Origin of the sequence: Campylobacter concisus (assembly GCF_002092855.1) — a bacterium.
GTDB classification, from domain to species: Bacteria; Campylobacterota; Campylobacteria; order Campylobacterales; family Campylobacteraceae; genus Campylobacter_A; species Campylobacter_A concisus_AI.
This window is the reverse complement of record NZ_LVLC01000030.1, coordinates 25,706-49,695: the sequence shown is the minus strand read 5'-3', so window position 1 is coordinate 49,695 and position 23,990 is coordinate 25,706. Positions and strand designations below refer to the sequence as shown.

40 protein-coding genes are annotated in these 23,990 nt (G+C 39.5%); 1 reads left to right on the top strand and 39 read right to left on the bottom strand.

The genetic code is table 11. The annotated features are described in order from the left end of the window. Nucleotides 1-53: 53 nt before the first annotated feature. Nucleotides 54-665 (top strand): chemotaxis protein, encoded by a 612-nt coding sequence (locus A3223_RS07930; protein WP_257639277.1) that lies wholly within the window; start codon nucleotides 54-56, stop codon nucleotides 663-665. Here the strand turns inward: A3223_RS07930 and A3223_RS07925 are convergent. The 39 genes from A3223_RS07925 to A3223_RS09720 form a co-directional block, all read right to left on the bottom strand. Continuing rightward, complete coding sequence (locus A3223_RS07925; protein WP_084109866.1) at nucleotides 596-811, bottom strand: molybdopterin biosynthesis protein MoeB; 216 nt, start codon at nucleotides 809-811, stop codon at nucleotides 596-598. The two genes, A3223_RS07930 and A3223_RS07925, sit on opposite strands and share 70 nt — an antisense overlap. Continuing rightward, complete coding sequence (locus tag A3223_RS09660; protein WP_180378721.1) at nucleotides 808-1,278, bottom strand: hypothetical protein; 471 nt, start codon at nucleotides 1,276-1,278, stop codon at nucleotides 808-810. The genes A3223_RS07925 and A3223_RS09660 overlap by 4 nt, the downstream gene beginning before the upstream one ends. Before the next feature lie 250 nt (nucleotides 1,279-1,528). Continuing rightward, the gene (locus A3223_RS07910; RefSeq protein ID WP_084109864.1) at nucleotides 1,529-2,083 is read right to left on the bottom strand and encodes a putative peptidoglycan-binding domain-containing protein; all 555 of its coding nucleotides are present in this window, start codon (nucleotides 2,081-2,083) and stop codon (nucleotides 1,529-1,531) included. An 11-nt stretch (nucleotides 2,084-2,094) separates the two neighbouring features. Next, nucleotides 2,095-2,454 (bottom strand): phage holin family protein, encoded by a 360-nt coding sequence (locus A3223_RS07905; protein WP_084109863.1) that lies wholly within the window; start codon nucleotides 2,452-2,454, stop codon nucleotides 2,095-2,097. A gap of 136 nt (nucleotides 2,455-2,590) precedes the next feature. Then, entirely contained in the window at nucleotides 2,591-2,797 is a 207-nt protein-coding gene (locus A3223_RS07900) for a hypothetical protein (RefSeq protein WP_141081807.1), read from the bottom strand. Next, the gene (locus A3223_RS07895) at nucleotides 2,766-3,116 is read right to left on the bottom strand and encodes a hypothetical protein (RefSeq protein ID WP_084109861.1); all 351 of its coding nucleotides are present in this window, start codon (nucleotides 3,114-3,116) and stop codon (nucleotides 2,766-2,768) included. The genes A3223_RS07900 and A3223_RS07895 overlap by 32 nt, the downstream gene beginning before the upstream one ends. Beyond that, a complete protein-coding gene (locus A3223_RS07890; RefSeq protein WP_084109860.1) occupies nucleotides 3,103-3,747 on the bottom strand; it encodes a DUF7338 family protein in 645 nt (214 codons plus the stop codon). Before A3223_RS07890 ends, A3223_RS07895 begins: the two co-directional genes overlap by 14 nt. After that, nucleotides 3,747-3,893: a hypothetical protein gene (locus A3223_RS09655; RefSeq protein ID WP_180378720.1), complete on the bottom strand. Its 147-nt coding sequence runs from the start codon at nucleotides 3,891-3,893 to the stop codon at nucleotides 3,747-3,749. The genes A3223_RS07890 and A3223_RS09655 overlap by 1 nt, the downstream gene beginning before the upstream one ends. After that, nucleotides 3,890-4,156, bottom strand: a complete 267-nt coding sequence (locus A3223_RS07885) for a hypothetical protein (RefSeq protein ID WP_141081806.1) — start codon at nucleotides 4,154-4,156, stop codon at nucleotides 3,890-3,892. Before A3223_RS07885 ends, A3223_RS09655 begins: the two co-directional genes overlap by 4 nt. After that, on the bottom strand, nucleotides 4,153-4,596 hold the full coding sequence (locus tag A3223_RS07880) for a hypothetical protein (RefSeq protein ID WP_084109858.1): 444 nt from the start codon (nucleotides 4,594-4,596) through the stop codon (nucleotides 4,153-4,155). Before A3223_RS07880 ends, A3223_RS07885 begins: the two co-directional genes overlap by 4 nt. 9 nt (nucleotides 4,597-4,605) lie before the next feature. Then, nucleotides 4,606-5,385, bottom strand: a complete 780-nt coding sequence (locus A3223_RS07875) for a phage tail protein (RefSeq protein WP_084109857.1) — start codon at nucleotides 5,383-5,385, stop codon at nucleotides 4,606-4,608. Further along, nucleotides 5,385-6,023 carry a DUF2612 domain-containing protein gene (locus A3223_RS07870; RefSeq protein WP_084109856.1) on the bottom strand — a complete coding sequence of 213 codons (639 nt, stop codon included), beginning with the start codon at nucleotides 6,021-6,023 and terminating at the stop codon, nucleotides 5,385-5,387. The genes A3223_RS07875 and A3223_RS07870 overlap by 1 nt, the downstream gene beginning before the upstream one ends. Further along, entirely contained in the window at nucleotides 6,023-7,138 is a 1,116-nt protein-coding gene (locus tag A3223_RS07865; protein ID WP_180378719.1) for a baseplate J/gp47 family protein, read from the bottom strand. Before A3223_RS07865 ends, A3223_RS07870 begins: the two co-directional genes overlap by 1 nt. Further along, on the bottom strand, nucleotides 7,131-7,469 hold the full coding sequence (locus A3223_RS07860) for a hypothetical protein (RefSeq protein WP_084109854.1): 339 nt from the start codon (nucleotides 7,467-7,469) through the stop codon (nucleotides 7,131-7,133). The genes A3223_RS07865 and A3223_RS07860 overlap by 8 nt, the downstream gene beginning before the upstream one ends. 10 nt (nucleotides 7,470-7,479) lie before the next feature. Then, nucleotides 7,480-8,148: a Gp138 family membrane-puncturing spike protein gene (locus A3223_RS07855; protein ID WP_084109853.1), complete on the bottom strand. Its 669-nt coding sequence runs from the start codon at nucleotides 8,146-8,148 to the stop codon at nucleotides 7,480-7,482. Continuing rightward, nucleotides 8,145-8,975 (bottom strand): phage protein, encoded by an 831-nt coding sequence (locus tag A3223_RS07850; RefSeq protein ID WP_084109852.1) that lies wholly within the window; start codon nucleotides 8,973-8,975, stop codon nucleotides 8,145-8,147. Before A3223_RS07850 ends, A3223_RS07855 begins: the two co-directional genes overlap by 4 nt. After that, nucleotides 8,972-9,322, bottom strand: coding sequence for a phage baseplate plug family protein (locus A3223_RS07845; protein ID WP_084109851.1), 351 nt, complete (start codon nucleotides 9,320-9,322; stop codon nucleotides 8,972-8,974). Before A3223_RS07845 ends, A3223_RS07850 begins: the two co-directional genes overlap by 4 nt. Then, the gene (locus A3223_RS07840; RefSeq protein WP_084109850.1) at nucleotides 9,319-10,014 is read right to left on the bottom strand and encodes a phage baseplate protein; all 696 of its coding nucleotides are present in this window, start codon (nucleotides 10,012-10,014) and stop codon (nucleotides 9,319-9,321) included. Before A3223_RS07840 ends, A3223_RS07845 begins: the two co-directional genes overlap by 4 nt. Continuing rightward, nucleotides 10,014-11,411 carry a hypothetical protein gene (locus A3223_RS09650; RefSeq protein WP_180378718.1) on the bottom strand — a complete coding sequence of 466 codons (1,398 nt, stop codon included), beginning with the start codon at nucleotides 11,409-11,411 and terminating at the stop codon, nucleotides 10,014-10,016. Before A3223_RS09650 ends, A3223_RS07840 begins: the two co-directional genes overlap by 1 nt. A gap of 244 nt (nucleotides 11,412-11,655) precedes the next feature. Then, nucleotides 11,656-12,060, bottom strand: a complete 405-nt coding sequence (locus tag A3223_RS07830; RefSeq protein WP_141081805.1) for a putative phage tail assembly chaperone — start codon at nucleotides 12,058-12,060, stop codon at nucleotides 11,656-11,658. After that, complete coding sequence (locus A3223_RS07825; RefSeq protein ID WP_084109849.1) at nucleotides 12,060-12,494, bottom strand: phage protein; 435 nt, start codon at nucleotides 12,492-12,494, stop codon at nucleotides 12,060-12,062. The genes A3223_RS07830 and A3223_RS07825 overlap by 1 nt, the downstream gene beginning before the upstream one ends. A 9-nt stretch (nucleotides 12,495-12,503) precedes the next feature. Then, a complete protein-coding gene (locus tag A3223_RS07820; protein WP_084109848.1) occupies nucleotides 12,504-14,009 on the bottom strand; it encodes a DUF3383 domain-containing protein in 1,506 nt (501 codons plus the stop codon). Beyond that, nucleotides 14,006-14,449: a phage neck terminator protein gene (locus A3223_RS07815; RefSeq protein ID WP_084109847.1), complete on the bottom strand. Its 444-nt coding sequence runs from the start codon at nucleotides 14,447-14,449 to the stop codon at nucleotides 14,006-14,008. The genes A3223_RS07820 and A3223_RS07815 overlap by 4 nt, the downstream gene beginning before the upstream one ends. Then, on the bottom strand, nucleotides 14,436-14,753 hold the full coding sequence (locus A3223_RS07810; RefSeq protein ID WP_084109846.1) for a hypothetical protein: 318 nt from the start codon (nucleotides 14,751-14,753) through the stop codon (nucleotides 14,436-14,438). The genes A3223_RS07815 and A3223_RS07810 overlap by 14 nt, the downstream gene beginning before the upstream one ends. Next, complete coding sequence (locus A3223_RS07805) at nucleotides 14,750-15,178, bottom strand: hypothetical protein (protein ID WP_084109845.1); 429 nt, start codon at nucleotides 15,176-15,178, stop codon at nucleotides 14,750-14,752. Before A3223_RS07805 ends, A3223_RS07810 begins: the two co-directional genes overlap by 4 nt. Next, nucleotides 15,175-15,546: a DUF4054 domain-containing protein gene (locus A3223_RS07800; RefSeq protein WP_084109844.1), complete on the bottom strand. Its 372-nt coding sequence runs from the start codon at nucleotides 15,544-15,546 to the stop codon at nucleotides 15,175-15,177. Before A3223_RS07800 ends, A3223_RS07805 begins: the two co-directional genes overlap by 4 nt. Before the next feature lie 2 nt (nucleotides 15,547-15,548). Next, entirely contained in the window at nucleotides 15,549-16,496 is a 948-nt protein-coding gene (locus A3223_RS07795; RefSeq protein WP_084109843.1) for a major capsid family protein, read from the bottom strand. A gap of 1 nt (nucleotide 16,497) precedes the next feature. Beyond that, the gene (locus A3223_RS07790; protein ID WP_084109842.1) at nucleotides 16,498-16,941 is read right to left on the bottom strand and encodes a structural cement protein Gp24; all 444 of its coding nucleotides are present in this window, start codon (nucleotides 16,939-16,941) and stop codon (nucleotides 16,498-16,500) included. Further along, nucleotides 16,941-18,059 (bottom strand): DUF2213 domain-containing protein, encoded by a 1,119-nt coding sequence (locus A3223_RS07785; protein WP_084109841.1) that lies wholly within the window; start codon nucleotides 18,057-18,059, stop codon nucleotides 16,941-16,943. The genes A3223_RS07790 and A3223_RS07785 overlap by 1 nt, the downstream gene beginning before the upstream one ends. Beyond that, nucleotides 18,060-18,887: a phage head morphogenesis protein gene (locus A3223_RS07780; protein ID WP_084109840.1), complete on the bottom strand. Its 828-nt coding sequence runs from the start codon at nucleotides 18,885-18,887 to the stop codon at nucleotides 18,060-18,062. Then, nucleotides 18,865-20,100, bottom strand: coding sequence for an anti-CBASS protein Acb1 family protein (locus tag A3223_RS07775; protein ID WP_084109839.1), 1,236 nt, complete (start codon nucleotides 20,098-20,100; stop codon nucleotides 18,865-18,867). The genes A3223_RS07780 and A3223_RS07775 overlap by 23 nt, the downstream gene beginning before the upstream one ends. Before the next feature lie 45 nt (nucleotides 20,101-20,145). Continuing rightward, nucleotides 20,146-21,366, bottom strand: a complete 1,221-nt coding sequence (locus tag A3223_RS07770) for a PBSX family phage terminase large subunit (protein WP_084109838.1) — start codon at nucleotides 21,364-21,366, stop codon at nucleotides 20,146-20,148. Beyond that, entirely contained in the window at nucleotides 21,363-21,692 is a 330-nt protein-coding gene (locus tag A3223_RS07765) for a hypothetical protein (RefSeq protein ID WP_180378717.1), read from the bottom strand. The genes A3223_RS07770 and A3223_RS07765 overlap by 4 nt, the downstream gene beginning before the upstream one ends. 165 nt (nucleotides 21,693-21,857) lie before the next feature. Continuing rightward, on the bottom strand, nucleotides 21,858-22,217 hold the full coding sequence (locus tag A3223_RS07760) for a hypothetical protein (RefSeq protein ID WP_084109836.1): 360 nt from the start codon (nucleotides 22,215-22,217) through the stop codon (nucleotides 21,858-21,860). Nucleotides 22,218-22,221: 4 nt separating this feature from the next. Next, a complete protein-coding gene (locus A3223_RS07755; RefSeq protein WP_084109835.1) occupies nucleotides 22,222-22,602 on the bottom strand; it encodes a DUF1064 domain-containing protein in 381 nt (126 codons plus the stop codon). After that, on the bottom strand, nucleotides 22,571-22,831 hold the full coding sequence (locus A3223_RS07750; RefSeq protein ID WP_084109834.1) for a hypothetical protein: 261 nt from the start codon (nucleotides 22,829-22,831) through the stop codon (nucleotides 22,571-22,573). Before A3223_RS07750 ends, A3223_RS07755 begins: the two co-directional genes overlap by 32 nt. Next, nucleotides 22,822-23,679, bottom strand: a complete 858-nt coding sequence (locus tag A3223_RS07745; RefSeq protein ID WP_084109833.1) for a DNA adenine methylase — start codon at nucleotides 23,677-23,679, stop codon at nucleotides 22,822-22,824. The genes A3223_RS07750 and A3223_RS07745 overlap by 10 nt, the downstream gene beginning before the upstream one ends. After that, entirely contained in the window at nucleotides 23,651-23,836 is a 186-nt protein-coding gene (locus A3223_RS07740; RefSeq protein ID WP_084109832.1) for a hypothetical protein, read from the bottom strand. Before A3223_RS07740 ends, A3223_RS07745 begins: the two co-directional genes overlap by 29 nt. Beyond that, on the bottom strand, nucleotides 23,833-23,976 hold the full coding sequence (locus tag A3223_RS09720) for a hypothetical protein (RefSeq protein WP_219336707.1): 144 nt from the start codon (nucleotides 23,974-23,976) through the stop codon (nucleotides 23,833-23,835). The genes A3223_RS07740 and A3223_RS09720 overlap by 4 nt, the downstream gene beginning before the upstream one ends. Nucleotides 23,977-23,990: the final 14 nt, after the last annotated feature.

Sequence of the window (23,990 nt, the reverse complement as noted above, 5' to 3'; positions counted from 1 at the left end):
AATTTTAACTCCTAAAGTGTATAATTAGAAAAATATATTTTAGGATGAGTGTCATGTTTAAAGTAGAGGTTATTTATAAATTCTGTCTTGTTTTAGTTCTTATTTTAGGTCTTTGTATGCTCGCATTCTCTAGTGTAAATTTTGCACTTGGTGAATATAATGAGTATTTATTAAATGCCCATAAAATCGCAGGTTTTTTAATATTGCTTGCTGCAACACTTCACGTTATAAATCGTAGAAAAAAGCTAGTAAAGCTAATGAATGAAACAATGGATGTGCTAACACGCAGTAAAAATCCAAGTATTTGCAATATGGACCGCATTATCGCCTCACTCGAGCCATATAGCATAACTGAAATTTCGCAAATGTTGGGCTTTGACGAGGCTGTTTTTTGCGAAACTTTACGTAAAAATGGGGTCAAATTTAATGACGCTAGCCAAACTCTACGTCAGATCGCACGAATGAATGATGAAAAGATATTTTTCGTGCTAGTTCTCATCATCGAGGCAAAATTCGGTAAGAGATTTTGTGGCGAACTAAAGTACAAACGCGGTGGAAAACTTAAAGATAAAAAAAATGGTTGCGTAGGGCTAGCTCAGTCTTTGCTAACTTGTGCCATGCAGATGAAGCTATCTTTACTCCAACGCCTAAACGCGCAGTCGTAGCAGCTTTTCTCGTCCCCACAGCTCGTCTCCTCTTCGTCGCTATCTAGCTTAAATTTAGTGCAGTTCTGGGCTATTTGATGAGCTTTTTCGTAGTTAAATTTGCCGTATTTAAACTCATTTTTCTCATTGAAATTCTGTATCGTCAAAATTCCCGAAGCTCTTTTATGTTTAAATTTCTAAACTTGCCATTTTTGTCTTTTTGCACGAGTAATGTTGCCTTGTGATGCCAAAATATAGGCTTTAAAGCCCCATCTAAATTTATCATCTCATCTTTTGCGAGCTCTTTAAAATTCTCATCCAAAACCGCCTCGATAAATGGAAGCTCTGTAAGCTTAGTAACGTTTAGCTTTGGCTCATTTAGTTTAAATTTGCCCCTTATCTTGCCATCATCGCCGCTAAGTCTAAGCCCTATACCCGCGAGCGCGCAGGAGCTCATACAAAAGACGCGCTGGGGGCTTGGCGGCGAGCTAAGCGAAACGGAGGAGGCGCGGCTAGCGGAGTATTTTAACAGCGGCAAATACAAACCAAGGCAAGAATTTATGCACTGGGCGTTCGTAGCTGTCGATAAGGCAAATAGAATTTTATAGTTAAAATTTCTTCTAGAATGGAGCAAATTTGATGCTAGTTATATGCCTAACTATGACAAAAGTAAAAGATAATTGGCAAGATTTTAGTAAGTTTTAAAAAAGCAGTCTTTTGCTTAGTGCCAATGTTTTAAGCAATAAAAATAAAGGTCAGTAGACTTTAAGTTATAGATAGTTTTATGGCGGGTAGAGAGAGATTCGAAAAATCAACTCTTGTTACGTAATAAACGCTATTTTAAAAATATTAGTCAGCCAAAAGGACAGCAAAAAAGATATTTTCTATACTTTTTCGGCTCTATTAATCCAGCCTCTTTCATATCTAGCCAAAGTCGGATTAGCTGACATAATAGCTCGATAATATGCTATTTCTGCTCGGTCGTAGTCTTTATCAAAGCTCACTTCATTATACGCATTTATCGCGGCTAGAGTATTAGCCCCTAAAATGCCGTCCATTGTAACGCCTACAACCTTTTGAGCCGCTTTAATGGCGTTTCTGCACCCAGCATTTACGCCAAATATAAACATTTCCGCCTGCTTTTGGTAGCTGTTTATCTCGTCAAGTCTCATAGCGTCCCAGTAGTTAGCCTTGTAAAATTTACCTACAAGCTCAACTAGGTTATCATCGTTATATAGGGCGACGCTAGCCTTTTCAAGATCGCCGTATGCGTTGATAGCTTCTCTAACTTGCCCCCAGCCTTGCCAGTTTGGGTGAGCGGCTTCATAAATACCCATAAAAGTTAAGCCTTTTTCGTTTGGGTTTTTGTGTAGGGCGTTTTTAGGGCTGTTAAACTCTAAGCTCATTAATGTATAAAATGCATTAGTAAAGTTTTTCATTTTTTTATCCTTTAAAAATTTAAATCTCTTGGCGGTTTAGGCGAAAAGTCATCACTACCGACATCAAAGCTATTTAATTTTTTATCTATCACTTTATCCACGACCGCACATATCCACGATGTGCCGCGCCAGGCGAAAAAGCCGCCGACCGCAAGACTAAAGCGATCATTATTATTTGTAAAAAATGATGTTATTTCAAAGAATATCCAGCAGATAAAGCCTGAGCTAATAGTGCCAACAATAAAATTTACTACTTTACGCCCTCTATTTATGGCTTGTTCTTTATTGTTTATAGACCCTAGCGCTCCACCTAAAAAGCCGACAACTACAACCCAAAAATAAATACCTACTTTGTTTATAAGATCATCCATTATCCACCCTTTTTTAAAATTTATATGTAAAAATATACATTATTAGGACGGATAATATTATTTCTACTACAACCATCTTATTTAGCCAAAATTTCTTAGTACTTTTTATGATCGCTTCCATTTACACATCCTTATATTATTTTTGTCCATCCCTTTTTCTTTCGTATTCTTTTATAGCCTCTAAGTTTTTTACGCACTTCTCATAACCACTATAAACATCTATTAAAAGCACTCCAGCATCACTTTGATTTGTTACATTTCTATCTGCGATGATAGGAGCTTCAAGTAAGTGATTAGGTATCTTGTCATACTTATTTACTGCTTCCTTGCTTACGCAGCCCATCAAGCACATAAGATACGCTAAGATTAAGAGCGTTAGACATATCCTTTTTATCTTCATTTAGCACCCTTTCTTTAACTTTATTTGCTTTTATTTCTATTACTTGTCTTTGCTTGCTGGCTTTTTCTATAACATCAAGCTTAAGAGAGATGAGCCTATCTTGCTCGTTTATCTCATCTTTTAGATTTTGATTCATCTCATCACTAGACTTTAGCCTCTCCTTTGTGACACTTAGCTCGTTATCTAAGCTTTGATACCTGTAACCAAGAAAGAGCGTGATAAGCAGCAAAAAGCCACTAAGATATAAACTAGGGCTTAGCATTATTACTCCCTCGCACCCTTTTAAACGGATTTACACACCAAACACTTTTTAAAAATGCCTTGTCGTCTGGCTGCATAAATGTAGCCTTGTTGTATTCGTTCATCTCTGCCACGTCGAGCAGTTTCCAGCCGACGTAGATACGACAATAAAAGCCACTTAAAAAGCCTTTGTATCGGACTACTTTATAAAGTCCGAAACGAGTGCGACCATCTTTAAGTTTGCAAGTAACTTTACAAAAAGCACTTATCGCCCCACCATTACTTGTTGCTCTTGGGTTGCCTTGAGTGATTATGCTTGATGGCTCTATCTCGCTCACTTTTACGCCGTTTATTCTGCTTGAGAAATAGCCTATTCGGTTACGACAAAGCCATAATAGACGTGCAAAATACGTCCTATTTTTTGGCTCTTTAAAATGTTCCTTTCTCCAGCCACTATCACCATTTATGGCTGAATTTACTCCGTTATAAGTGTCGTTTGCATCTTCAAACCACCTAAATATCTTTGGCAAATGCTCACTATTTTTATCACAAAATGCCAAAGCGATAGGTACTATTAAATAGCCAAGTATCTCGAGCGGTAGCTCAACGGCCATAATGGCTAGGATTTGCAAAAGCTCTTTAAATTTAAGCATTACTCATCCTTTTTGTCTTTTGGCTTCTCATTCTCTTTTGTTTCGCTCTGTTTGTATTCTGGGCACTTAGGACACTCGCTCCAAGTGCAATTCCCATCTTTAAGCTTGCTCGCACACACTTCACATCTTTTTACCCTTACTCTCATTTTTTATCCTTTTCATTTGGTCTAGTTTTTACAATATCCGTAAATTCATCACCACTTAGATACCAAAATGGCTTTTGCCCGTCTGGGTACTGCATTTTGGCAAAGTCGTCTGGATGTGTCGCCAAGTGGCTAAACACTCTTAAAATGTTTGTCATGTTGCTATTGTCCCAGCCCTCGCATTTTCTAGCACGTAAAAAGATCACGATAGGGCAGAGTAAAACGCCTACAATTAGCGACAATACGCAGATTATTATGTAACTCACTTTAGCCCCTCTCTTTGAATTATTAACTCTTTATACTCTGCCCTTAAGTTTTCAAGCACGGCGTTATTACCGATAATTAGGGCGTGGCGTATATAATTTTCGCACTCGGCGATCTCGGCTTCAAGTTCGGCTAGCTGTTTAGTCTTTTCATCTATCTTTGGCTCTTTGCTTAACCCTATTTCTTGTCCTAACTTAGTTATTGTTATGGCATTGTTGTCATTGTCGTAGTAGGTTTCGCCGCGCTCGTCTTTTACTTGCTCCCACTTACTATTGGTGAAAACATTTACAAAGCCAGTTTTTGGCTCAGTTGGTGCGATCTGCGTTGCGTTTGGTGGCATTAGATAGATTGTTTCGCCCTTGCTACTTGCTAGTGGATCTATCTGTGCTTCTGCCTCGTATAAATATTCGTTATTTTTGGTGTCATAGATATAAATTTTCATAAGTTGCTCCTAGTATTTTATTAACACGACTACCGCCATATTGTAGGGGCGAGTTTCATTGCCACCAGTGATACCTGATTTTATATAGCTATTTTGCCCAACAAAGCCACCCGTTCCACCATTATTTGATTGCCCTACACCTGGCTGCTGACCGATGGCATGCGAGTGAGCTTTAAATTCGTCTTGTTGTGCTACACCAAGAGCGGCTGCGTTGCCGCCGGTACTACGCATGAATTTTCCGTCGCAAAAGTTTGGCAGTAAGAATTTATCGCCACTTCGCCCGTATGTATAGCCGAGCACTGTAAAGAGTGCCGCGTATGTAGTCTTATCAAGGGCTGATCCATCACAACGTAAAAATCCATCTGGAGTATTTGTGTTTGAGCTATATAAAAGATAGCTTCCGACTGGTACGCCATCCTTTAATTCTGATTTTTTTACAAATATATCGTTACACCATTTTTGTGTTGCCACAATATCCCAAGTTGTCGCCTCGTTGGCTGGGTTTTTGTTTGTGTTTTGGCTTTTTACGATATAGATAATTCCATTTAGGCTCACAACTGCTCCGATCGGATATTCCATATCTTTATCCCACTCGCCAACGCCTCGCTGTAATTGATAGGCTAGCGACTTATCCACGCGATTAAAAGCGGCATTAAAATACTCCATAGGTGGGATAAAACCTAAATTTTCGGTTACACCCCAGCCTCTTTTTACGTTTGGGAACTCTACTATTTCGCCGTCTTTTGCATCACTGGCGAAAATCTCATTTTTTGGTTTTTCGTAAATCATTACTTCTCCTTATATATTTTTGCAAACTTGCCAACGCCAAAGGCTAAGTTGGCTTTATTTTGCTTGAAGCCAAAGCATTTTTTGTCAGCGATTAGTATCACGTTTAGCCCTACACCTATTGGGCGAGCTAAAATATCGTTTTTAAAAATTAGGTTTATTAAAAATTGTGTTGTCTTGGCATTTTTTAAGACCAAATTTAAGGTCATATCGTAATTGTCAAATATGAAGTTGCCAGCCCCTAATAAAAACTCTAGCGACTTGTAGCTATTCTCTAGTGTCCCAGTTTGGTAGTTCTTGATAATTTTTGCTTTTATTAAAAATCTATAATCGCTATCGTTGAGATAAAAACTACCCTTTAAAGAATTACCTAGGCGGTAAAACTCACCCTTATTAAAACCTTGTTTTTTCTCGGTTTGAGTAAAGGCGAAAAAATCTTTTAATATTAGATTTTGTTGCTCTCTACTCACGCCTACATGGCGACCAACTAAATCTAAAGCGTAACCGCTCGCTGTATCAATATTTAAAATCTCGGCTACTTTTATGGCGTCGTCAAAGGCTTTATACACTTCATCATTTAGAAGCTTTGCGGTCGCTTTAGCCCTTGGTTTTTTGCGATATTGCCAAATTAGCTCGACCATTACACTACCGCCAAATCAATATCATTTTTATTGATCACGCATATCTCACGCACAGCTACTGGTAGGCTTTGTCCGCCATTTATCGTGAACTGCGTAACCTCAAAGCCCTTAACGTCGTTTATTATGCTATATAGGCGGCTAATATAAACGTCCTCGCCTATGTTAAAAACGTGGTTAGATAGTAACTCTTTTATTTTATCGGTATTTATATCCGTTGCGCCCTCGGTGCGTTTTATACGCAAAAATATTCTAGGGTTTATCTGTGTTGGGCGGTCAAATTTAACCTCACGCTTAGCACCCAAAAACTCAATTTCTAGTTTTGTTTGCCCTTGCACGCCGCATCCACCTATTTTTTTTCTTAAAATCGCCTCGCCTATTGCCGTATCGTCGCCACCTAAAACAATAGCATTTAGGCTATGTGGTTCTAACCCGTTGGCGTCTGTTTGGTTAGTGTAATTTTCCAAAACCTTACATTGTTTTACGCCTTTTAGGTTGAGTAGGTAGCTTTCTAGCCCTTGGCGCTCGTCGTTGTTGTTTATGCTATGGCTTTGCATAAATCTAAGCAATAAATCGCCGTCGCTTTCCTCGTCTGCTCCTAGTGTTGAGTTTTGAGTAGCCACTATTCTATCAATGCCTAGGATTATCTCTTGCATTTCTAGCTCGTCTTGCTCGTTTATCCTAAACGCCCCCGTTTCTTGGCTGGTTATACTAACGGCTTTTGACCCCTCTGTACCTAGTGTTACTTCATAATCCGTTACCCACAAATTGCTATTTTTGTCTTTTAAAATCGTGCCTTTTTTGATAATGGTTCCACCAACTCCGTGTATCATTACGCCACTAGCCCTGCTATAATCCGCTGTTTTTCTTAAAAGCCCTGCATAAGCCACGCGTTGGTCTAGCCACTCGCCTGTTGCTAAATAAGGGTCTAACATTTGAGTGATAAAAGTAAGCACTTGATTAACTTCGCTTAACGCTTCGCTAAATAGCCCGATCATTTGTCCGTCTGGCGTTGATGATCCTAGCTCTAAATTTTCGCCATAAATCGCCTTAAAGCCATTTTCTAAACGCTCTTTTATGGTCTCTAATTCATCGATTATTATTCTATTCTCACTCACTCGCATTTATATATAACCTTTGGCTTTCGTCGTAAATATCCCTATATTGCACTTCAATAGTTGCCTTACGTTCGTTTGTGCTTATATTTAAAATTTCCAAACTGCTAACACCCTCAACGCTTAAGATTTGCCTTTTTATTTCATCTCGCATTTTGTCTGTATTAGGATTTTTTGATAAGTAATTAAACCACCTAACGCCGTTTTCAAAATCCAAAAACCAGTCATTGTAAAGGCTTAAAATTTGCGTTTTCACATTTTGGGCTATTGCAGCACTATCCGCTTTATGCCCTAGTAACCAGTCGCCCTCGCTATCTATCGCCCTTACTTTCACTTATTACCCCTTAGTTTGGTTGTGTAGTTGTGCCGCCGCTATCGCCGCCATGTGTATGGTGTTTTAAACTTACGCCACTACCTATCATATCTTTGGCGGTAATTGTGCCACTACTTACGCTATCGCCCTCGACTTGTGAAAAATTGCCAACTAGGTTTTTATTTCCTACTTGCTTGTAGTCGCCCGTCTGTTCTATATTCCCCTTGATTATGATTTTCCCCTCGGTTAGTTTTAGGTAAGTGCTTTTGCTTAGTGTTCGCATGCAAACGCCGTCTAAATCCACATCTTTAACCGCTAAGGGGCGAGGGCTAAAGCCAGTTAAAAAGAAGCCATCCGAGTAGTCGTGTAGCCTAAAATCTAACGGCTCGCCCTTGCTAGCACTAGCAAACCAGCCATCAATGCAACGCTCAGCAAATACGCAAAGCCCATGATCGCCCTTTCTTATCGGCGTAGTAATTACAAAATCGCCACCCCTAAAAAATTGCGCTGGCACATCATCTATTGGCGGTAATGGTACGCTTACGCCGTCACGTTTTAGCTCGTTTATCATTAGCTCTACTTGCACCGTATTATCGCTTGCGTTAAATTTAAGCACTTTAGCAGGTAGCGCCGTATGTACTCCTGCCTCAAAGCTTAATAATCCGCTATCAAAAATTTGTGTTAAATTTGGATCGTTCATTTTTTCTCTACTTTGTGAAATTTGCCATTTATGGCGATTAATTCCGTTTGCCAAGTATCGTTTAGAAAATCGCCGCTATGCGTTAACTGAGTTATTTTATAGTCGCCGTCATATTCGCTTAAAATTGATTGTATTCGCACGAGTGAGCCGATATTTAGTTTAGGGTTTAATAAGCACGTAACCCTTAGTCCGTCGTCTGTCTTTTCTGGGCTATTAATTAAGCCAGTTTTTTCGCTTAAAACAAAGCCCTCGCTATCATTGATAATTTTATTCTTTGGTAAAATATTTAAATTGCCGTCTAATATATGCCAGTTAGCGTCGTTATTTTTGGCTACGTGCTTTAAATAATCCTTTATATCGCCGCTTAATACTTTGCATCTTGGCAAGGCTTTATCTTTTGGCAAATCTACTACGCCTTGCTTTGAGCTCGACATTGCTTTAACGCACATATTTACTACGTCGCTATCCTTTACGCCAGCTTTTAGCGTTGTGTATAACCTAGATTTTGAGTAGTCATTTTGTCCGTCGCCACACTCAATATGTGTTATAAAATCTAAATCGTTACGACTGGTATAAGCTTGCGTTATTTGTCCTGCAAAAATTAATCTTGGCTCGTCATAGCCTGCAAATAATTTCACTTGGTTAAAAATATTATTGGCTATTTGGTTACGGTTATTGGCATTTAGGTTGTAAATTTCGATTTTGCTAGTGTTCGGCTCTTCGCTTATCGTCTTTTCAATGTTAAAGCTTATGGCGAGATTGTCTATTACTATGCTTTGTTTATTATTGCCTATCTCTAAGCGATACCGCCTGCCGTATTGCCTCACACCCTATCCTTTGCTATTTCGCTCATCGCCTCGTTAAACTCTTTTTTGCTAATGGCGTAAAGCTTCAAGCGTTCGCCTAACTCGCTAAAATCTACGCAATTAACGCCGCTTTTCGTGGTATCAACTAACATTAAAATAAAAGGTAGGTTCTTATTAATAAGGCTTGGTGCATTAACCGCTAAGCCCTTGTTAAAAGCCAAAATTTTATTTGTGTTTAGATCGGTTAAATCAAATTGCCAAACTGCGCCAACCTCGTTATATTTAAGGGTTAGCTCTAGCTCCATGCCGAATATATTAAAATTTTGTGTTTGTTTTAGCTCGTTTGTTGTTGGTATTTCGTAAATCAAAATATATCCTTTAAAAGGCTTGATTTTTTTAGTTTTGGCTCGGTCTTGCCTAAATTTACACCTCTTTTACCTACGTTTAGCCCTTTAGCCGTTTTTGTTTCAACGATAAAAATCTCCTCGAGCGTGAGTGTAACATCAGCGTATAGGTCGCTTTCAGTAGTTACTTCAATGCTTGTAATTAACATATTCCTATATGTTTTTAACCCAGTTGTCACGATCAAAAACTCGCCACTCTTTTGCACTTCTAAAAGCTTTTCATATAGGCTTTGTAGTCTATTTTTGGCGGTGCTATTGTCCTTATTTTCTTTTCCGTCAGTTAAAAATGGTGCTATTTCGCGTATTTTCTTATCAACGCCAAAAATCCTAGCGTATCGCATTACCTCGTTTTTTATATGCTTTACATTGTTGTAGAGTTTGTATGCCTTTTGAGTGAAGCGATGAGCGGTTTTTATATATGGCAGGTTAAAACGGACTACTTGCATAATCTCGTCACCCCTAGTTAGCGTTGGCGGCTCATAGGCTACAATTTTGCCCTTGATTGTTATTTCTTTTGGCTCTAGCACGGCATGATCTGCTATATTTGCACCGCTTTCAATAGGATTTTTAGTAGTGCGTAGCGTGCTTTTATTGTTTTCTTGCTCGGTTGCGTCTAGTCTAAACGTGCCTATCTTACGGCTTGTTACTTCAATCATTAGTAGCCACCTCTTAAATTAGCTTGGGTAAATGCTAGATCGCTTTTTTGCCTATTGTTTATTATTTGGTTGGCCATTTGTGGGTTATTTGTATTTATATTAATAGTTGTTGTAGCTGTTCCGCCGTTATACTGCACCGATCTATTATTATCTGCGTATTGTGTAGCCAGCGCTGCTTTTGGCGTATCGTTACCAAAGCCAAATAAATTTTTTGTTCCTTCCCACATATCTTTGGCAGTCTGACCTATATCAAAGTTTTTAACCGTATCAACGATCGGAGCTATATATTTGTTGTATTGATCTTTTATCCATTTAAATGCAAGCTCAAAAGGCTTCATGATAACTTTGCCTAAATTTTCAAACCCGGCGCTAATATACGCCCAAACGACAGCAAAAAGGTTCTTAACCGCTTCAATAAAGATTTTAAAGGCGATTTTTATGTTTTCTATCCAAGCATTAAACGCCGTTTTTATCCCACTCCAAAGCTCGTCCCAGCCTTGTTCTATCAAATCAAAATCGGCAGTAAAAATACCTATGAAAATTTTAAAATACCCTACTATTGCATTAAATATCCCCCTAAAAATAGTCAAAATATTATTAAGCACTTGTTCTATCGTCGGTTTAACCGAATTAAACCATACAATAGCTTTTTTGCCCCACTCGATAAACGGCTTCCAGTAGTCGCCGAATAAACTTTCACCGCCGTCTAAATAGGTCATTAGATCGTCAATTAGTAAAATAAGACCACCTATTAGCAAAATTACCCAGCCGATAGGGTTGGTTAAAAACGCCGCTAGCATTACACGTTTAACGACCGCCAAAACACCTACAAGAATTAATAACGCCGCTTTCCAGCCTATCGTGCTACTTATTACTTTATTTAAAAATCTAAACGTGTTTGTAAATACTTGCCCTAGCTTCAATATCCACTTAAAGACATTAGTTAAACCCTCGACCACTAAAGCCTTATTTGCTATTAGAAAGTTGTTAAAACCTTTTAGGCTTTGATTGACGACTGGGATTAATTTTATCGCTGTTTGGGCTACTATTGACTGCATCGCCGTTTTTGTTTTTTGTAGTTGATCTTGATACTCTTTTGCTTGATTTATTTCGGCTTGTGTGATATTAAATAGTCTATCTTTTTTCTTTGCTAGTTCCTCTATATTTTGCAAAGGCACGGTTAAGTAATTAGCTATTAGCCCACTAGCAGCCGTTGCTGCTGAACCTATTAGCATAAATTTGCTTCTTATATTACTTAGCTCTTGTTTTAAGTCGCTAATAGGCTGGGCTGTTTGTTTAGCAATATTAGAGATATTTTTTAACCCTTGCTCTATCTGCTTTATCTTGCCACTATCAACATCAAATCCGATTTTGTAAAGAAATTCATCTAATAGCACTATATATCCTTTTAAGGTGCATATTAGAGTATTTTTGAGTTGATTTTTCGGCTTGTGTGTAGAAAATAGAGGAGTGAGCCTTATTGTTTTTCTAAGGCTCGACGTTCCTCGTTTAGTAGCTCGATAATAACCTCGTGCATTGCGATACCGTCCTCGAAGTCGTAGACGGTGCGTAGATCGTTTAGCGTGGCGTAACCTTTAACAATCGGTAGCCACGTTATCCAATCTATTTCAAAGTCGCCTTTTACACCTTGTTTAGGTAGGCTGTTATACCCGTTAAGGATTTTACCCCAGCGGGTAAGAAGTCTAAAAAATGGTATTTTAACCCCTCTAAAATAAGCTGTGCGTAATCGCCTCTATTGGCGTTAAAATGCGTTTCGGCTTGGCTCATATTTCTTAATAATATTTCGCCACCCTCTGCATTTATCACGCTAGCATATTTTAAAATAAAATTTTCTACACCGCTAAACGCTGCACTGCCTATATTTGCTATTATTTGTCCTACGTCTATATTCACGTCCTCGCCCTGCATTTTAATAGCGTCTTTGGCTAGCCCTAAAAGGCTTTGTAGTTGTGTTTTAGTTTCAAAAAAATTAGCACTTCTTAAAACGTACTTATTTTTGTTTATCATTAGCTCGTATGTTTGCATTAGTTACCAGCTCCATTTTCTAAGCGCTTGCTTATTCTTTCAAAAGCGATTTTAAACTCGGTTGGGTTGTGAGCGTCGCCCCTTTTTAATCCACCGTCATTTACGAAAAAGCCATTTAAGCCACTTAACTCGTCGCCATTTAGCGTGTCTTTAAACTCCATTGTCATAGGGCTAAAGCTTTTAAACTCTGTTCTTTGCTGGTTGTAAAGGTCTTGCAAAAATTTACAATCCTCGCTATGTTGTAGAAGCTTTAGGGTTAGCGTGCCACTTTGGTTGCAACTGCCCGTAAATACGCCTCTACCGCTAGCGCCTATTGTATAGGCTCCTGCATCAGCTGCGTTTTCTATGCTTATTACATCGCTTCCGTCTGCATAAGCGGTTATTTCATAGCCGTTTATTAATAAAACGATCGTATCGTGTTGGTATCTTGCCATTTTAGCCCCTTATCTGTTGTAATTTATCAAAATATCTACGCTGTGTATTGCACCAGCTAGCTTAATAGCCACATTAATAGGCACTGACTTTCTAGCTTCTCGGTCTGCTTGTAGTTGCTCGGTGTAGCTAGGGCTAAAAACGTAATAGCCTAAATCCAAATAATCGCCGCTTTCTAGTGTGCCAACTGGATCGCCACGCCATTGTCCCGCTGCAATAAAGCCGTTTTTAACAAATTGCTCGCAAACTTGCTTAACTGCTGCTATTAGTCTTACTTGTCCCTTGTCGGTTTGTGGCACTTTCTTAGCACCTTTTAGCACGTTAAATACTGCTATTTGTGTTCGGTTATTGAAAGCGTCAAGTCCTACAACTTCATCAATAAATTTACCGCCTAAAGCCACACCCTCGGCTATCATACTTACGCCGTCATAGTCGGTGTAATAATTTACGCCTAATTTGTCGCACTTTTCAGCTAAATTTAGCGTGATTGTTTTATCGGTGCCAGCCGTTTTTAGGTTTTTAAATTTCATTGTTTGGGCTGTGTTTGATCCCTCCCAATTAGTGCTTAATGCCTTAGCTAGCAATTCAGCACCTGCGTGCTCGTCGCCCGTGTTGTTGTATGTTGCAAAAAAGCGACCGCTATCTTTATCGGCTATCTTTTTTATCACGTTTGTATTCACACTTTCAAGCTGTGCCTTGCGTGTGATCGTATAGCCTGCAACGCTTGGGTTTTGTGCTGATGTGATCCACTCGTTAAGCTCTGCTACTTCCTCGTCTGCCAAAATAGCTGACGAATAAACGCCGTAAAAGCCTTGTGTTGCGTTGAATAATTTATCTAACGCCTCACTTAGGCTCTCTTTTTTCTGCGTTACGCTATCTTTACCTACGTAAATATCACTCTTGCCACTAACTAGGTTTAAAAGCACGCCTACAAAGTCGCCGCTATCTGCTTTCTCAAAATAACCTAGCCTTGTGTTGTCATTTTTGCCAGCCGTTGCCGCTCTAATTATGAAGCGGTTGCCCTCTGCGTCATATACTGCTTTTATTCCGTCTTTGCTAATTGCCGCTGTTAGTTTTGTTGCCACCGCCTCAAAATCTACGCACGAGCTAAAATCCAAATTTGTATAAACTTTATCCGCTCCGCCTACGTTTAGCTTAAAGCTTCCGCTTGTGATAGCTTTTAATTTATTAATGCCTACGTTTAGAGCCGAGCCTCTTAGTTCGTTTGCCGTTGCTTGTGTTGTTTTGTTCTCTTTTACCCACTTAGCAACGATTGCCTTTTTAACGCCACTAACGCTAAAAATAGCTTTGGCGGCTTTAGTTGCTCTGCTTTCACTGCCGAAATTTAGCGCGGCATCATTTGCACTAGCGATACTTACAAATCTTGTATTCACATCATTGTAAGCCTCGCACCAGTCGTCGCTTAGAATAGCTATCACGCTAAAATCTCTATTCTTTGCTATTTGCCCTTGTTCGTTTAGCTGGATATTCACTATCCTTTTTATCGTTAAACTCATCTATTTACCTTTATGCCAAAATCTGCCGTTTTAATCTCGGCTGTTTTTATCTCGTTTTGAGAAACTTCCACTCTATTTATGTAGCTTAGCGTCAAATCTATACTAGCTCGCTCCTCTACGCCACCGCCCACTATTTGGCTTAAGTTTCTAATAGGGCTAATCGTTACTAGTCCTAATCCTAAAATTTTAAGCCCTTTTAAGCACTCACTAGAGTAAAAAAGGGTGTTTAGTTTTTCGATGATGAAGTTCGCGTTTTTGCCAAAAGCATTTACGCTCACTACGGCTTCACGTGTTGAAGTGATAATCTCTTTTTCACCATCGATAAATTTATATTCTCGCCCTTTTTGCGTGCTAGTTAGCAAATGAAGCGTTAAATAAGCCGCCTTATCATTTAGCGTTTTGGAGTAGCTATCACGCACCAAGCTTTCATCTACGTTCAAAGCCTTGGCTATCAAAACTTTCAAGCCCGTCAAATCTAACGCCTGCAAAGTTTTTGTATCCATATTCGCTCCAATCTTGCATATTAATAATGCGGTAATTTACGCCTTTGTAAGTTATTACATCTTGCAAATTTAGGTTAAATTTTGTATCTATCCTAACTGCTTCTTTGTATCTTTCTCCCTCTGGCAACCTTTGCATTTCGTCATTGCTTAAAAACTGCACCACCGCCTTAAACTCGTCATCGCCTCTTTTGATAACTTGACAAAAATCGCTATCCTCTATTAGCTCGCTAACGTTTATCATTTTCGCACCTCGTAAGTGATAGAATTTAGCAACTGCCCTGTATTAATTAGGGGCTTTGAGCTTTTTTTATGTTTAATCGTGGCTGGCTTTAAAGCTGGGCTTATGCCGCTAGTTACTGCCTCTTTGCTTATCCCTTTAGCTTCCTCGCCTACATATCCTAGCGCCGTTTCTAGCGATATTTCACCTGCAATAAATTTTCCTATTGCGTTTTTTGCCAAATTAGCCACCGCTTCAGCATTATTTATCAAAGGCTTACGCAAAAATGAGCGCTCTGGGATGTTGTGTGCTGGACTGCCAAACTCGTGTATCATAGCTAGGTCTGCGTTGGTTAGCTCGTCGCTTCTAGCGTTGCTTTTAGCGGTTACACCTACCACCACACTAAGCCCTTTTAACTCGGTTATCTTGCCCTCTAGTTTTTCGATCATCTAACTAGCCCAAAATGTGGAGTTACTAGCTTTTTAAGTTCTAGGTAGTGTTGTCCGTATTTGGTTAAATAGTAGCTTCCGCTTTCGCTCTCAAAGCCAGTCTTACCACTTGTATAGCTTACGCTTAGGCTGCCTACGGCTTTACTGCCTATTTCACGCAATGGGTGAGGGCTGTTCGTCGCTTCCGTGTTTAAAGCCCCCTGCATTGCCAAAATGTGAGCCGCCAAGTGTAAAACGCCGACCTCGTAAAAACGCCCCCAAATTTTCTCGGTAACTTGTAGCTTTGCCTCGTCTAAACTTAGCTCTATGCGTGTTTCATCTACCGCTTTAAACTCTGGGAATTTATTTAAAAAATCGGCTGCCGTCATTATTAAGCCTTGTAATTTACATAAGCCACTTTGTCAAGCTGGCGAATTAATGTACCCGTAAATTTAGCCTTAACGGCGATTTCCCAGCTTAGCACACTTCTTTGAAATGGTTGCATTGCTGTTGGCGATAAAGCCCAGTCAGTGCTTAGTACGTCCTCGCTCTTTGTATATACAACGGCTCTATTTTTACCCTTGCCACCACCTAAGCCTTGTGCGAAGCCTAGAGGTATGCCAACGATATTAACATCGACACCTGTGCTTTGTGATAGTGCCTCTTTAATAGCGGTTAGTGCATTTACGCCACCATTTACCGCGCCAATAGAATTGTCATATTTGCTAGCTAGTGCCATAAGGTCTTTGCTATCGATCGCTATTGTATTAGGGATTAACAGACCGCCGTTTTGCTCGTAGCCAAACTCAATTAGCGACAAGAAAAATGCTCTAGCTTCTGCACCAGTCATTGCACTAATAGCTGTGCCAGCTGTTAGGTCTTTTGCTTTTACGCTAGTGTTATTTAGCAAGCCTTGCACTGCTGGCAATTTAGTGTGACCGACAAGTGCTGTTTTTTGCATTGTAAGAAGTGCTACACGCTCAAGGCTGCTAAGCTTTGCCGTATCTAGCTCAATTTCTAACCTTTTAGCTCTAGCTACTGCTTCGCTAGTATAGACCGCTGACTTAGCCCAGCTTAGGTATAGACCTTTTTTGGCTACGATATTTAAATCCTCGGTTTCTAGCGATGTTGTGTTTTCGTCAATTAAGCCGTTTTCTAAATCTTGAGTGCCCTCAATCTCGCCATAATCTAGTGCGTCTATGCTCTCATCGCCTTTTTGTGTGATAGGCACAAAATTAGCGAGTTGCACTTCTGGATATTCACGCTCTTTAAAGCCCTCGTTAAAGCTAGCCGCCGCTGACGCTAGTTGGCTTAAAATTTCCTCATCTCTTAGTTTCATATTATTCCTTTCTCATTAGTTTTACAAGATCGCCGCTTACTTCGGTTACGTAAAATTTGTCTTTAGCTGCTGTTGTTGCTAGCGTTGCCGCTTTAGCTACCTTGCCAGCGTCTGCGCCTGCTGTTGCTTCTACTTGTATAGTGTCGCCAACTGCCAAGCCGTGATTTTCTTTGCCTTGCACCCAAACTTCACTACCATAAGAGATTGATAAAATGCTCATAACCTCGCCTGGCTTGTTTTCGCTTTTAGTTCCCATTTTAAGGCTAACGCCCATAATCTGATCGGCTGCTTTGCTTATTTTTGCTACGCCGCCGTCTTTGCTAGTTACAAACACGCCAAAAGGGATAACCTCGGTATCATTATTTACATAAGCTAGTGCTACTACGGCACTTTCGCCCGCTCTAGCTACTTGTCCCGCAAAAGCTCTTTTGTCTAAATAGCCCATTATTTACCTCCAAATTTTTTATTTAAGTCGATTTTGTTTGGCTTAGCGTCGTAAAATTTATCTAGCACGCTGCCGCTATTATCTTTATTTTTAGCGCTTACACGCATCCCCATATAAATAGCTTTAATCTCGCTATCACTTAGTTTTTTGAGCTCACTAGCCTCAAATGCTTTACTATCTAGGATTACCGCTTCATAAACGCCCCTAGCATTCTTAGCGTCACTTAGTTTTACGTGGCTAAAATTTGCTTTAGCGTCTGTTACGGCTTCGGTTGTTGCTGCCTCGCCTTTTAGTTTTTCGATTTCAGCCTTTAGTTCTGCGTTCTCTTTTTCTAACGCTTCAACTTTAGCCTTTAACTCTGCGATTTCTGCGTTTTCGTCTGTGCCGTCGCTATCCTTTACGTTTTTAGCCTTTACATCTGCTAGCTCAGTTTTTGTTTTTTCTAGCTCAGCGGTTGTTTCGTCTAGCTTTGTGCTTACTTCCTCAGCACCGCTTAATGCTTGCTCTAAAAGATCAACTAGCTCATTATTAGCCTCGTTGGCTTCCTCTACTTTCTCTTTACCGACTTCGTCGTTATCTTTAAACTTTTTGGCTGCTGTCAAAGCGCCTTTTAATTTATCTATGAATTTCATTTTTATCCTTTTACTATCGCCTAATTTACAATCTTTACCGGCTCGCCCCTCGGCTACTACCGCCAAATGATTGCCCCTTATATTCGTTTGCCAAATTTTCCCATCACGCTCGATTAGTTTGCTGTCATATCCGCAACTTACCTCCTTTATTCCTTGTTCTTTAATTATTTTGATCGCTATCTCGTCGTTGATGTAGGCATCGCCTACTAAAAAATCACCCTCACGGCGCACGTTTTGGATATGCCCTATCGCTGTATCTTTCCAGTTCTTGGCTGTTACGTCGTCGTCTGGGTGTGTTAGTGTTAGCGGCTTACCCTCAAAACTTTTAATTGTTTCGGGGCTAAATACTTCTTTTTCATCCCTAAAAACTTTATACACCTTGCCACTGGTGCGTCCTATTTCCTCGCCCAAATATTCCATAGGCTGAATACTTGCCATTTTGGCTTTTGTTATTATGTAGCCGTCATCATTTATCTTGAAATCCATTTATGCCCCTAAAATCGCTTTTGCAAAACATCGACATTGTATATCAACGCCAGGCTTGCATTTCGGCTTGTCCGCTTCTCGTTTTATCCACGTTTTGCCGCCGTCCTTGCTATATACGCTATCATCATCAAAACGACATAGCACGCCTTGCATATTCGCGTGCGTGTGCCTTACCCTTTCATCTTTAGCCGTTTGCCAAATATAGAGCTTAACGCCTAGATTTTGCATACGTTCTTGGTCTAGCTCTGCGTTAATCTTTGCCGTCTGATCTCTAGCTATTAGCCTAGCCCTGCTTTTACTTACGCCCGTACGTTCGTGTATGATCGTGGCTAAATTTTCAGCCCTGCCGTTTTTTAAATAGCTCTCTCTTATCGCTTTTTCCACGTCGCTTAGATAGTCATTTTTAACCGAGGTTATCAAGCTCACATTTTTGGCTACGTATTCGTCTAGTTTTGCTTTTACGGCGGTATCGCCTACAAGCGGGGTTAGGTCTATATCCGTGCCTTTTTGCACGTTTTGGATTAGTCGCTCTTTGTTGGTTTCATTTACTGCACTAACTACGCTTTGGCTTAGTCTTTTTGCGTAGTCTAATGTGTCGGCTTTTCGTAATCCGTCTAATATTTGGGTTGTGTGTTCTATTATTTCGGCGTCGCTAGGATTACCCAGCAAAAACGCTCTAAGCCTTTTTAATAGCGCCGTCTTTAAAGAGGCGATTAGTAATAATAAAGCGTTGCGATATTTAACCTCTGCACGCTTGCTAGGCTGCACTGGCTTAAACTCTTTATTGCGTTTCTTGCTAAATAGTTCAGATAAGGTCGGTTTCATCATTTGGCTCGTCTAACTTTTGGGCTAATAGCTCGGCTTCGGTTATATCCTCGGCGCTTATGTTCTTAATCAAGCCCTCATCTTTTAGCTCTTTTAAAATTATCGCTTCGGTTATTACGCCCTTGTCTAGCAAATTTCCAAGTGCCGTGCTTTTTACGTTTAAAATTTCGGCTTTTTCTTTATCGTTTAGGCTGTCTATGCTGTAAAAATCGTATTCTAAATTTTCGCCTAGGACAAACGGATCGATGAAGTCATAAACTGGGCGTAATAGTGTGTTTTGTAATTCGTTGATAGTTTCATAATATGCTCGGTTGTCTTCTTCACCACTACTAAAACCGCCAGCCCCCTCGCCAAATAGTATACTAATAGGGCGGTTTAATGCTCCAGCTACCACAATACAACTCTTACTCCAAAGCTCGGCTATCCCAGTTAGGTTATTTTCCTTTGTTAAATAGTCGTCCTCCATATCCATAGCTATTGCGTTGGTGTAGCTTTTTGCTGAATTGATTAATTTTAAGCGTTTTAAAATTTCGTCTTCATTACCAGTCGCTATTTGCTCGTTATATCCGTGCATTTTATATACGTCTATTTTGCACTCCTCGATCAAGTCGCTAACGCTTAGTGTGATAGTGTCAAACATCTTTATCACATCAAGGGCGGTGGCTATATCACTTATGCTTTCACGCTGTTCTATGCCGTAGCTCTTAATGCCCCCTTGTACTATACAAAGACGGCTGATGTGTGTCTTAACCCCCTTTACATCATAAAGGCTAGGTCGGTTAAATTTATGCTCTGCATTTCTTGCTTTAAATTCGCCCTTACCGAATACGATAAATTGTTTAATTGTTTCATTTGGCATTAATGGGAGTTGATAGGTTTCCTCGCTTGCGTCAGTTACGGCTAATATCGCCGCCTCGCCATAAAGCAAAACGTTAAAAAGCAGGTCTTTAATAACGCCGTCTATCTCTAGCTTATTACAAGTGTCGTAATACTCTTTTTTGCGTTCCTCGTCTATATTCCCCCAGTCGATTTCACGCCCCATTTTTAGCATATCGCCTATTGTCTTTTTAATGTAGCGTTTAGCTATCCAGCCGTTGTTGTAAGCGTTTAAAAGCTGTGTATTTTTGACTATTAACGGCGTATAATCTCTATTCGCCGTCATTTGTCCCATTTTGGTTACTAGGTTTTCTAAGCTATCGGTTATTTTTTGCCCCATTATTCCGCCTTTTATTTTTGATTAATAATAAGGCGTTTTTGGGCGTTAGCTTCGGCTTGTAATGTGTCCCCAAATTGTTGTTTTGCTTTTTATTAGTGGCTCTAGGGCGTAACGTAATGCGTCTATGTAGTGGTTATTTTCATCTAGTATTTGTGGTAATATATCGCCGCTATGTGGGTCTGTTTTGTAGCTGTATAGTCTAAATTCTCGTGCCGTTTCTATGCAGCGCTCGTGTATTATAATTGCTTCAAAACTGCGTATATACTCGATGCCATCCTCTATACTGCCTTTGCCTTTTATTGTCGGCGTTATCATGCTTAGTCCGTGCCTTTTTAGATAGCTTATGCTTTCAGGGCGTGCATTGTCGGCTCTTATTACATATTTATGTATATTTTCGATACGTTCTTTTAGAAACTCCGCCGTATAATCAAGCTCTAGCCCTACCGCTCCAGCCTCGTGGCTTATATATAGTTTTCGGTCGTGTATATAACACCTTACTGCCGCTGTCGGATCGTTGGCAAAGCCGAAGTCTAAGCCGTGATAAGGATTACCCAATCCGTCCGTGTTAAAGCTCTCTACTCTAAATTTGCCTTTGAAAATTAGTGCATTGCTCTTGGTATTGTACCCACCTAGCCATATATGCTCGTAAGTGCTAGGGTTAAACTTGCGGTCGTATTCTTGCTCTTTATTTAGTTCCTCGGGCAAAAACGGGTTATCGTTAAAATTTGCATGTATTAAAATATAATCGGTTGCGTGGTTATCCTGCATTTGTTTAAAAAAGCTATCCACTGCGTCCGTTTCGTTTTCAGGGTTCCAGCTAAACCAAAGCTCGGAGTTTTCCTTGCGTATAGTTGGACGTAAAAGCTCTAGGCTTCGCTTACTTAGATTTTGTGCTTCCTCCACCCACGCAATATCAAAGCCCTCTAACGATTTTATACTATCGGCGGTATGATCTTGCATACCTTGAAAAATTATTAACCCATTGCCACGCTTAGCTCTAATTTCGGTTAGTGTTATCTCAAAATATTCACTTACCCCTAAGCTGCTTATCTTGCTTTCTATTAGGGCTTTTGATGAAAATTTTAACGATCGTTGTATTTCTCTTATACAAACTATGCGAGCGTCTGGGTTGATTAACATTGCCTCAATTATACACTCGGCAAAAAAGTGGCTTTTACCGCTACCACGTCCGCCTTTAGCCCCTTTATATCTTTTGCTTTCCAGTAGTGGCTCGAATATAGGGGCAGTGTTTAAATCTATTATCATTTATCCAGCTTTACTATCGTTCGCCTAATTTCGGTTACTTCGTTTTGCTGTGCGTTGGTGTTGTTGATAATCGTTTGTGGCTCTTTCCCAAATATGGTTTCTTTATTCCTAGCTGTTATCCTACTGTGAGCTTCAACGTCTGCTATCTTATCGCTCATCTCTAGCATTTCATCCGCTATTTTCTGATTTCTAAGCGCTGCGTTCTGAAAATAGAGCAAATGCTTAGTCCTTTCATCTACTATTCGCTCAATACTATTCACTTCTATTTGGCTTTTACCCTCTAACGCCCTATTTGTCGCTATCGCAGTATTCACTAAAGTATTCACTATTTCGACATTTTCTTGAGGGATATTCTTACATAGCTTATTAATAGTCGCTGGGCTTAGCTTGTAATTTTTTGCTAGTTGATTTTGGCTTACCCCTGCTTTATAATCAGCTATTATTTGCTCTTTCGTCTTGTCGGTTAATTTTAATTTTCCCAATCTCTACCCCTAAAATAAAGTCAGTTGTTGATATTTTTTCTTTTTGTATTTGCGTTTAGGTTTCGTGCTTAAATATTTACTTTGGCACATCTTGCTCCTACTTGCTGTCATTCTATGTTTTAATACCCAATCTAAAAATTCTTTAGGCGTATTTAATAGTGTGTTAAGCTCTGCTTGGTATTTCTTTACCTCACTTACTCTTAGATTATTAATAACGGTTTCGTCCGTATAAGGGCTATTTAACACCTCCCTTATTAAAAACGAAATTTCCGTTAGGTAATAATGATCTTCTCGCTTTTCCCAGCCTGGGTAAAACTTATCGAGCACGGCATAAAATACGTCTAAATGTTTTAAATTAGGCAAATCCATTTATCTAATAAATCCTAAACTCGCCCTCTATTACTCCAAGGGCTATTTTTCTCTCTAGTAGTTTTCGTTTTATCTTGAAAACGTCCGTTTGCATTCCTTTTACGTCCTCTATTATCTTCTTGCCGTTTTTAAGGCGATAGGTAAAATCTGCTATGTATCTGATCTCACGTATCGTTCTAAAGCCTTGCTTGGTTGTTTCATCTGATATTGTGTAGCTCGGCATAAGTGTAAAAGGCACTTGGCGGTTTAACTCGCTTATCTCCCCAGCTCTTTGTAGGGTTTCTAGCTCTTGGTTTCTGCGCCACTCCTTAGCACTATCAAAGCCTTTGGTCTTTCGGTTGTGGTATTTGTTCCTAACAATCGCCGAAACGTTGCCAATTCTCATCAGCTACCTCCTCGTATTTTTCTATACTCTCGTGTTTGTGAGCGTGACACCATTGATGACACTCTCTACAAACGGCTATTTGCTTGCTGTCGTCCTTATCTGCTCCAAATCTGCCATATCTTACGTGGTGGCACTCTATGCTTTGTTGCTCCTCGCATATTTGACAAAGCGGATACGCTTCAAGTAGTCTTAGTTGGTAGGCTTTATTTTCACTTCTAGTTAGTCGCAAAATAGTCCCCTTGCTCCGCTCTTATAGATCATATAATCAGTCTTTGCTTGTCCATTAGTTAAAATTGCTTGTTTTAGGCTATATCCTCTAAAAACTTCATTGCCACACTCTATTAGGTCGTCTATGTATGGCAAGATGTCGCTATTTTCACTCGAGAAAAATATAAAAGGCTCCCTTACTAGTCTAATTAACTTTAAAAAATCTCTTAGCCCCCAAAAGCACTTATAGCCTGCTTTGTTTGTTTGCAAATATGGCGGATCTAAAATCAATACAACGTCTTCATTTTCAAATTCTTTTATCAACTCCATCGCATCTTTGCGAACTATCTCAACGCCTTTTAAATAGCCATTTGCTTGATATAAAGTCGCATTTGGGTTGACTAAAAAAAACGTTTTTTCTTTTTTAAATTCATCTTCATTATGAGCATATTTGCCACTAAAAAGAAGCTTTGAGCTAAGCGTTAGCCAGTCGATAAAATATCCTCTTTTTATATACTCATCTATGATTTTTATAATTTTTTCTCTATCCTCTTCACTTACTTTTTCATTTTTTTTATATTTTTCTGTGATAGGTGCTATCGATCGTAAAATCTCGTTTGTTACCTCTATGTTTGCCAACCTTTCGCTGTAATTATCGTAGTCATTGTAAATTACCCTTGCGTTAGGATAAATTTGCTTTATATTGTGACTAAGCAGACCAGAGCCACCAAAAGCGTCGATAAAAATTCCGTTTCGGTGTGCCCTAAACTCGTCTTTTATTAGCTCCCTAAATTTTTTAATAAAGTTTCTTTTTTGCCCTTGAAATGGCAAAGGGGCAGAGTTATATATCAAGGCTAACCTCCTTTTCATCCTTGTGTTTCTCGTTCCACTTTCTCATTATTTCAAGTACTCCGCTTGCATCCTTACGGCTTATCTCAAAGCTATCAAGTATCTTTTTATTTTCGTCTGCTACCTTTGCGATTATGCTAGCTCTGCTTTCGGCTATTGTGATATATACGGCTTTCATTTGCTCTCCAAGTAACGTTCAAATATCTTTTTGCCTATCTCGTAATCAACTTCGTTTCTTATGGCTTGACGTTTGTTTTTTATCTTAAATTCGTCTAAGCTAAAATCTTTAAAGTCTGCATTTTTTACGTGCTTTATCACTCTAAAGGATGGAG

What these genes read in the sequence shown, in the direction of transcription:
- A3223_RS07930 (WP_257639277.1), top strand. Translation starts at nt 54, where the DNA reads ATGTTTAAAGTAGAGGTTATTTATAAATTCTGTCTTGTTTTAGTTCTT.
- A3223_RS07910 (WP_084109864.1), bottom strand. Translation starts at nt 2,083, where the DNA reads ATGAAAAACTTTACTAATGCATTTTATACATTAATGAGCTTAGAGTTT.
- A3223_RS07905 (WP_084109863.1), bottom strand. Translation starts at nt 2,454, where the DNA reads ATGGATGATCTTATAAACAAAGTAGGTATTTATTTTTGGGTTGTAGTT.
- A3223_RS07900 (WP_141081807.1), bottom strand. Translation starts at nt 2,797, where the DNA reads ATGGGCTGCGTAAGCAAGGAAGCAGTAAATAAGTATGACAAGATACCT.
- A3223_RS07895 (WP_084109861.1), bottom strand. Translation starts at nt 3,116, where the DNA reads ATGCTAAGCCCTAGTTTATATCTTAGTGGCTTTTTGCTGCTTATCACG.
- A3223_RS07890 (WP_084109860.1), bottom strand. Translation starts at nt 3,747, where the DNA reads ATGCTTAAATTTAAAGAGCTTTTGCAAATCCTAGCCATTATGGCCGTT.
- A3223_RS09655 (WP_180378720.1), bottom strand. Translation starts at nt 3,893, where the DNA reads ATGAGAGTAAGGGTAAAAAGATGTGAAGTGTGTGCGAGCAAGCTTAAA.
- A3223_RS07880 (WP_084109858.1), bottom strand. Translation starts at nt 4,596, where the DNA reads ATGAAAATTTATATCTATGACACCAAAAATAACGAATATTTATACGAG.
- A3223_RS07875 (WP_084109857.1), bottom strand. Translation starts at nt 5,385, where the DNA reads ATGATTTACGAAAAACCAAAAAATGAGATTTTCGCCAGTGATGCAAAA.
- A3223_RS07870 (WP_084109856.1), bottom strand. Translation starts at nt 6,023, where the DNA reads ATGGTCGAGCTAATTTGGCAATATCGCAAAAAACCAAGGGCTAAAGCG.
- A3223_RS07855 (WP_084109853.1), bottom strand. Translation starts at nt 8,148, where the DNA reads ATGAACGATCCAAATTTAACACAAATTTTTGATAGCGGATTATTAAGC.
- A3223_RS07840 (WP_084109850.1), bottom strand. Translation starts at nt 10,014, where the DNA reads ATGATTGAAGTAACAAGCCGTAAGATAGGCACGTTTAGACTAGACGCA.
- A3223_RS07830 (WP_141081805.1), bottom strand. Translation starts at nt 12,060, where the DNA reads ATGCAAACATACGAGCTAATGATAAACAAAAATAAGTACGTTTTAAGA.
- A3223_RS07825 (WP_084109849.1), bottom strand. Translation starts at nt 12,494, where the DNA reads ATGGCAAGATACCAACACGATACGATCGTTTTATTAATAAACGGCTAT.
- A3223_RS07820 (WP_084109848.1), bottom strand. Translation starts at nt 14,009, where the DNA reads ATGAGTTTAACGATAAAAAGGATAGTGAATATCCAGCTAAACGAACAA.
- A3223_RS07810 (WP_084109846.1), bottom strand. Translation starts at nt 14,753, where the DNA reads ATGATAAACGTTAGCGAGCTAATAGAGGATAGCGATTTTTGTCAAGTT.
- A3223_RS07805 (WP_084109845.1), bottom strand. Translation starts at nt 15,178, where the DNA reads ATGATCGAAAAACTAGAGGGCAAGATAACCGAGTTAAAAGGGCTTAGT.
- A3223_RS07800 (WP_084109844.1), bottom strand. Translation starts at nt 15,546, where the DNA reads ATGACGGCAGCCGATTTTTTAAATAAATTCCCAGAGTTTAAAGCGGTA.
- A3223_RS07795 (WP_084109843.1), bottom strand. Translation starts at nt 16,496, where the DNA reads ATGAAACTAAGAGATGAGGAAATTTTAAGCCAACTAGCGTCAGCGGCG.
- A3223_RS07790 (WP_084109842.1), bottom strand. Translation starts at nt 16,941, where the DNA reads ATGGGCTATTTAGACAAAAGAGCTTTTGCGGGACAAGTAGCTAGAGCG.
- A3223_RS07785 (WP_084109841.1), bottom strand. Translation starts at nt 18,059, where the DNA reads ATGGATTTCAAGATAAATGATGACGGCTACATAATAACAAAAGCCAAA.
- A3223_RS07780 (WP_084109840.1), bottom strand. Translation starts at nt 18,887, where the DNA reads ATGATGAAACCGACCTTATCTGAACTATTTAGCAAGAAACGCAATAAA.
- A3223_RS07775 (WP_084109839.1), bottom strand. Translation starts at nt 20,100, where the DNA reads ATGGGGCAAAAAATAACCGATAGCTTAGAAAACCTAGTAACCAAAATG.
- A3223_RS07770 (WP_084109838.1), bottom strand. Translation starts at nt 21,366, where the DNA reads ATGATAATAGATTTAAACACTGCCCCTATATTCGAGCCACTACTGGAA.
- A3223_RS07760 (WP_084109836.1), bottom strand. Translation starts at nt 22,217, where the DNA reads ATGGATTTGCCTAATTTAAAACATTTAGACGTATTTTATGCCGTGCTC.
- A3223_RS07755 (WP_084109835.1), bottom strand. Translation starts at nt 22,602, where the DNA reads ATGAGAATTGGCAACGTTTCGGCGATTGTTAGGAACAAATACCACAAC.
- A3223_RS07745 (WP_084109833.1), bottom strand. Translation starts at nt 23,679, where the DNA reads ATGAAAAGGAGGTTAGCCTTGATATATAACTCTGCCCCTTTGCCATTT.
- A3223_RS07740 (WP_084109832.1), bottom strand. Translation starts at nt 23,836, where the DNA reads ATGAAAGCCGTATATATCACAATAGCCGAAAGCAGAGCTAGCATAATC.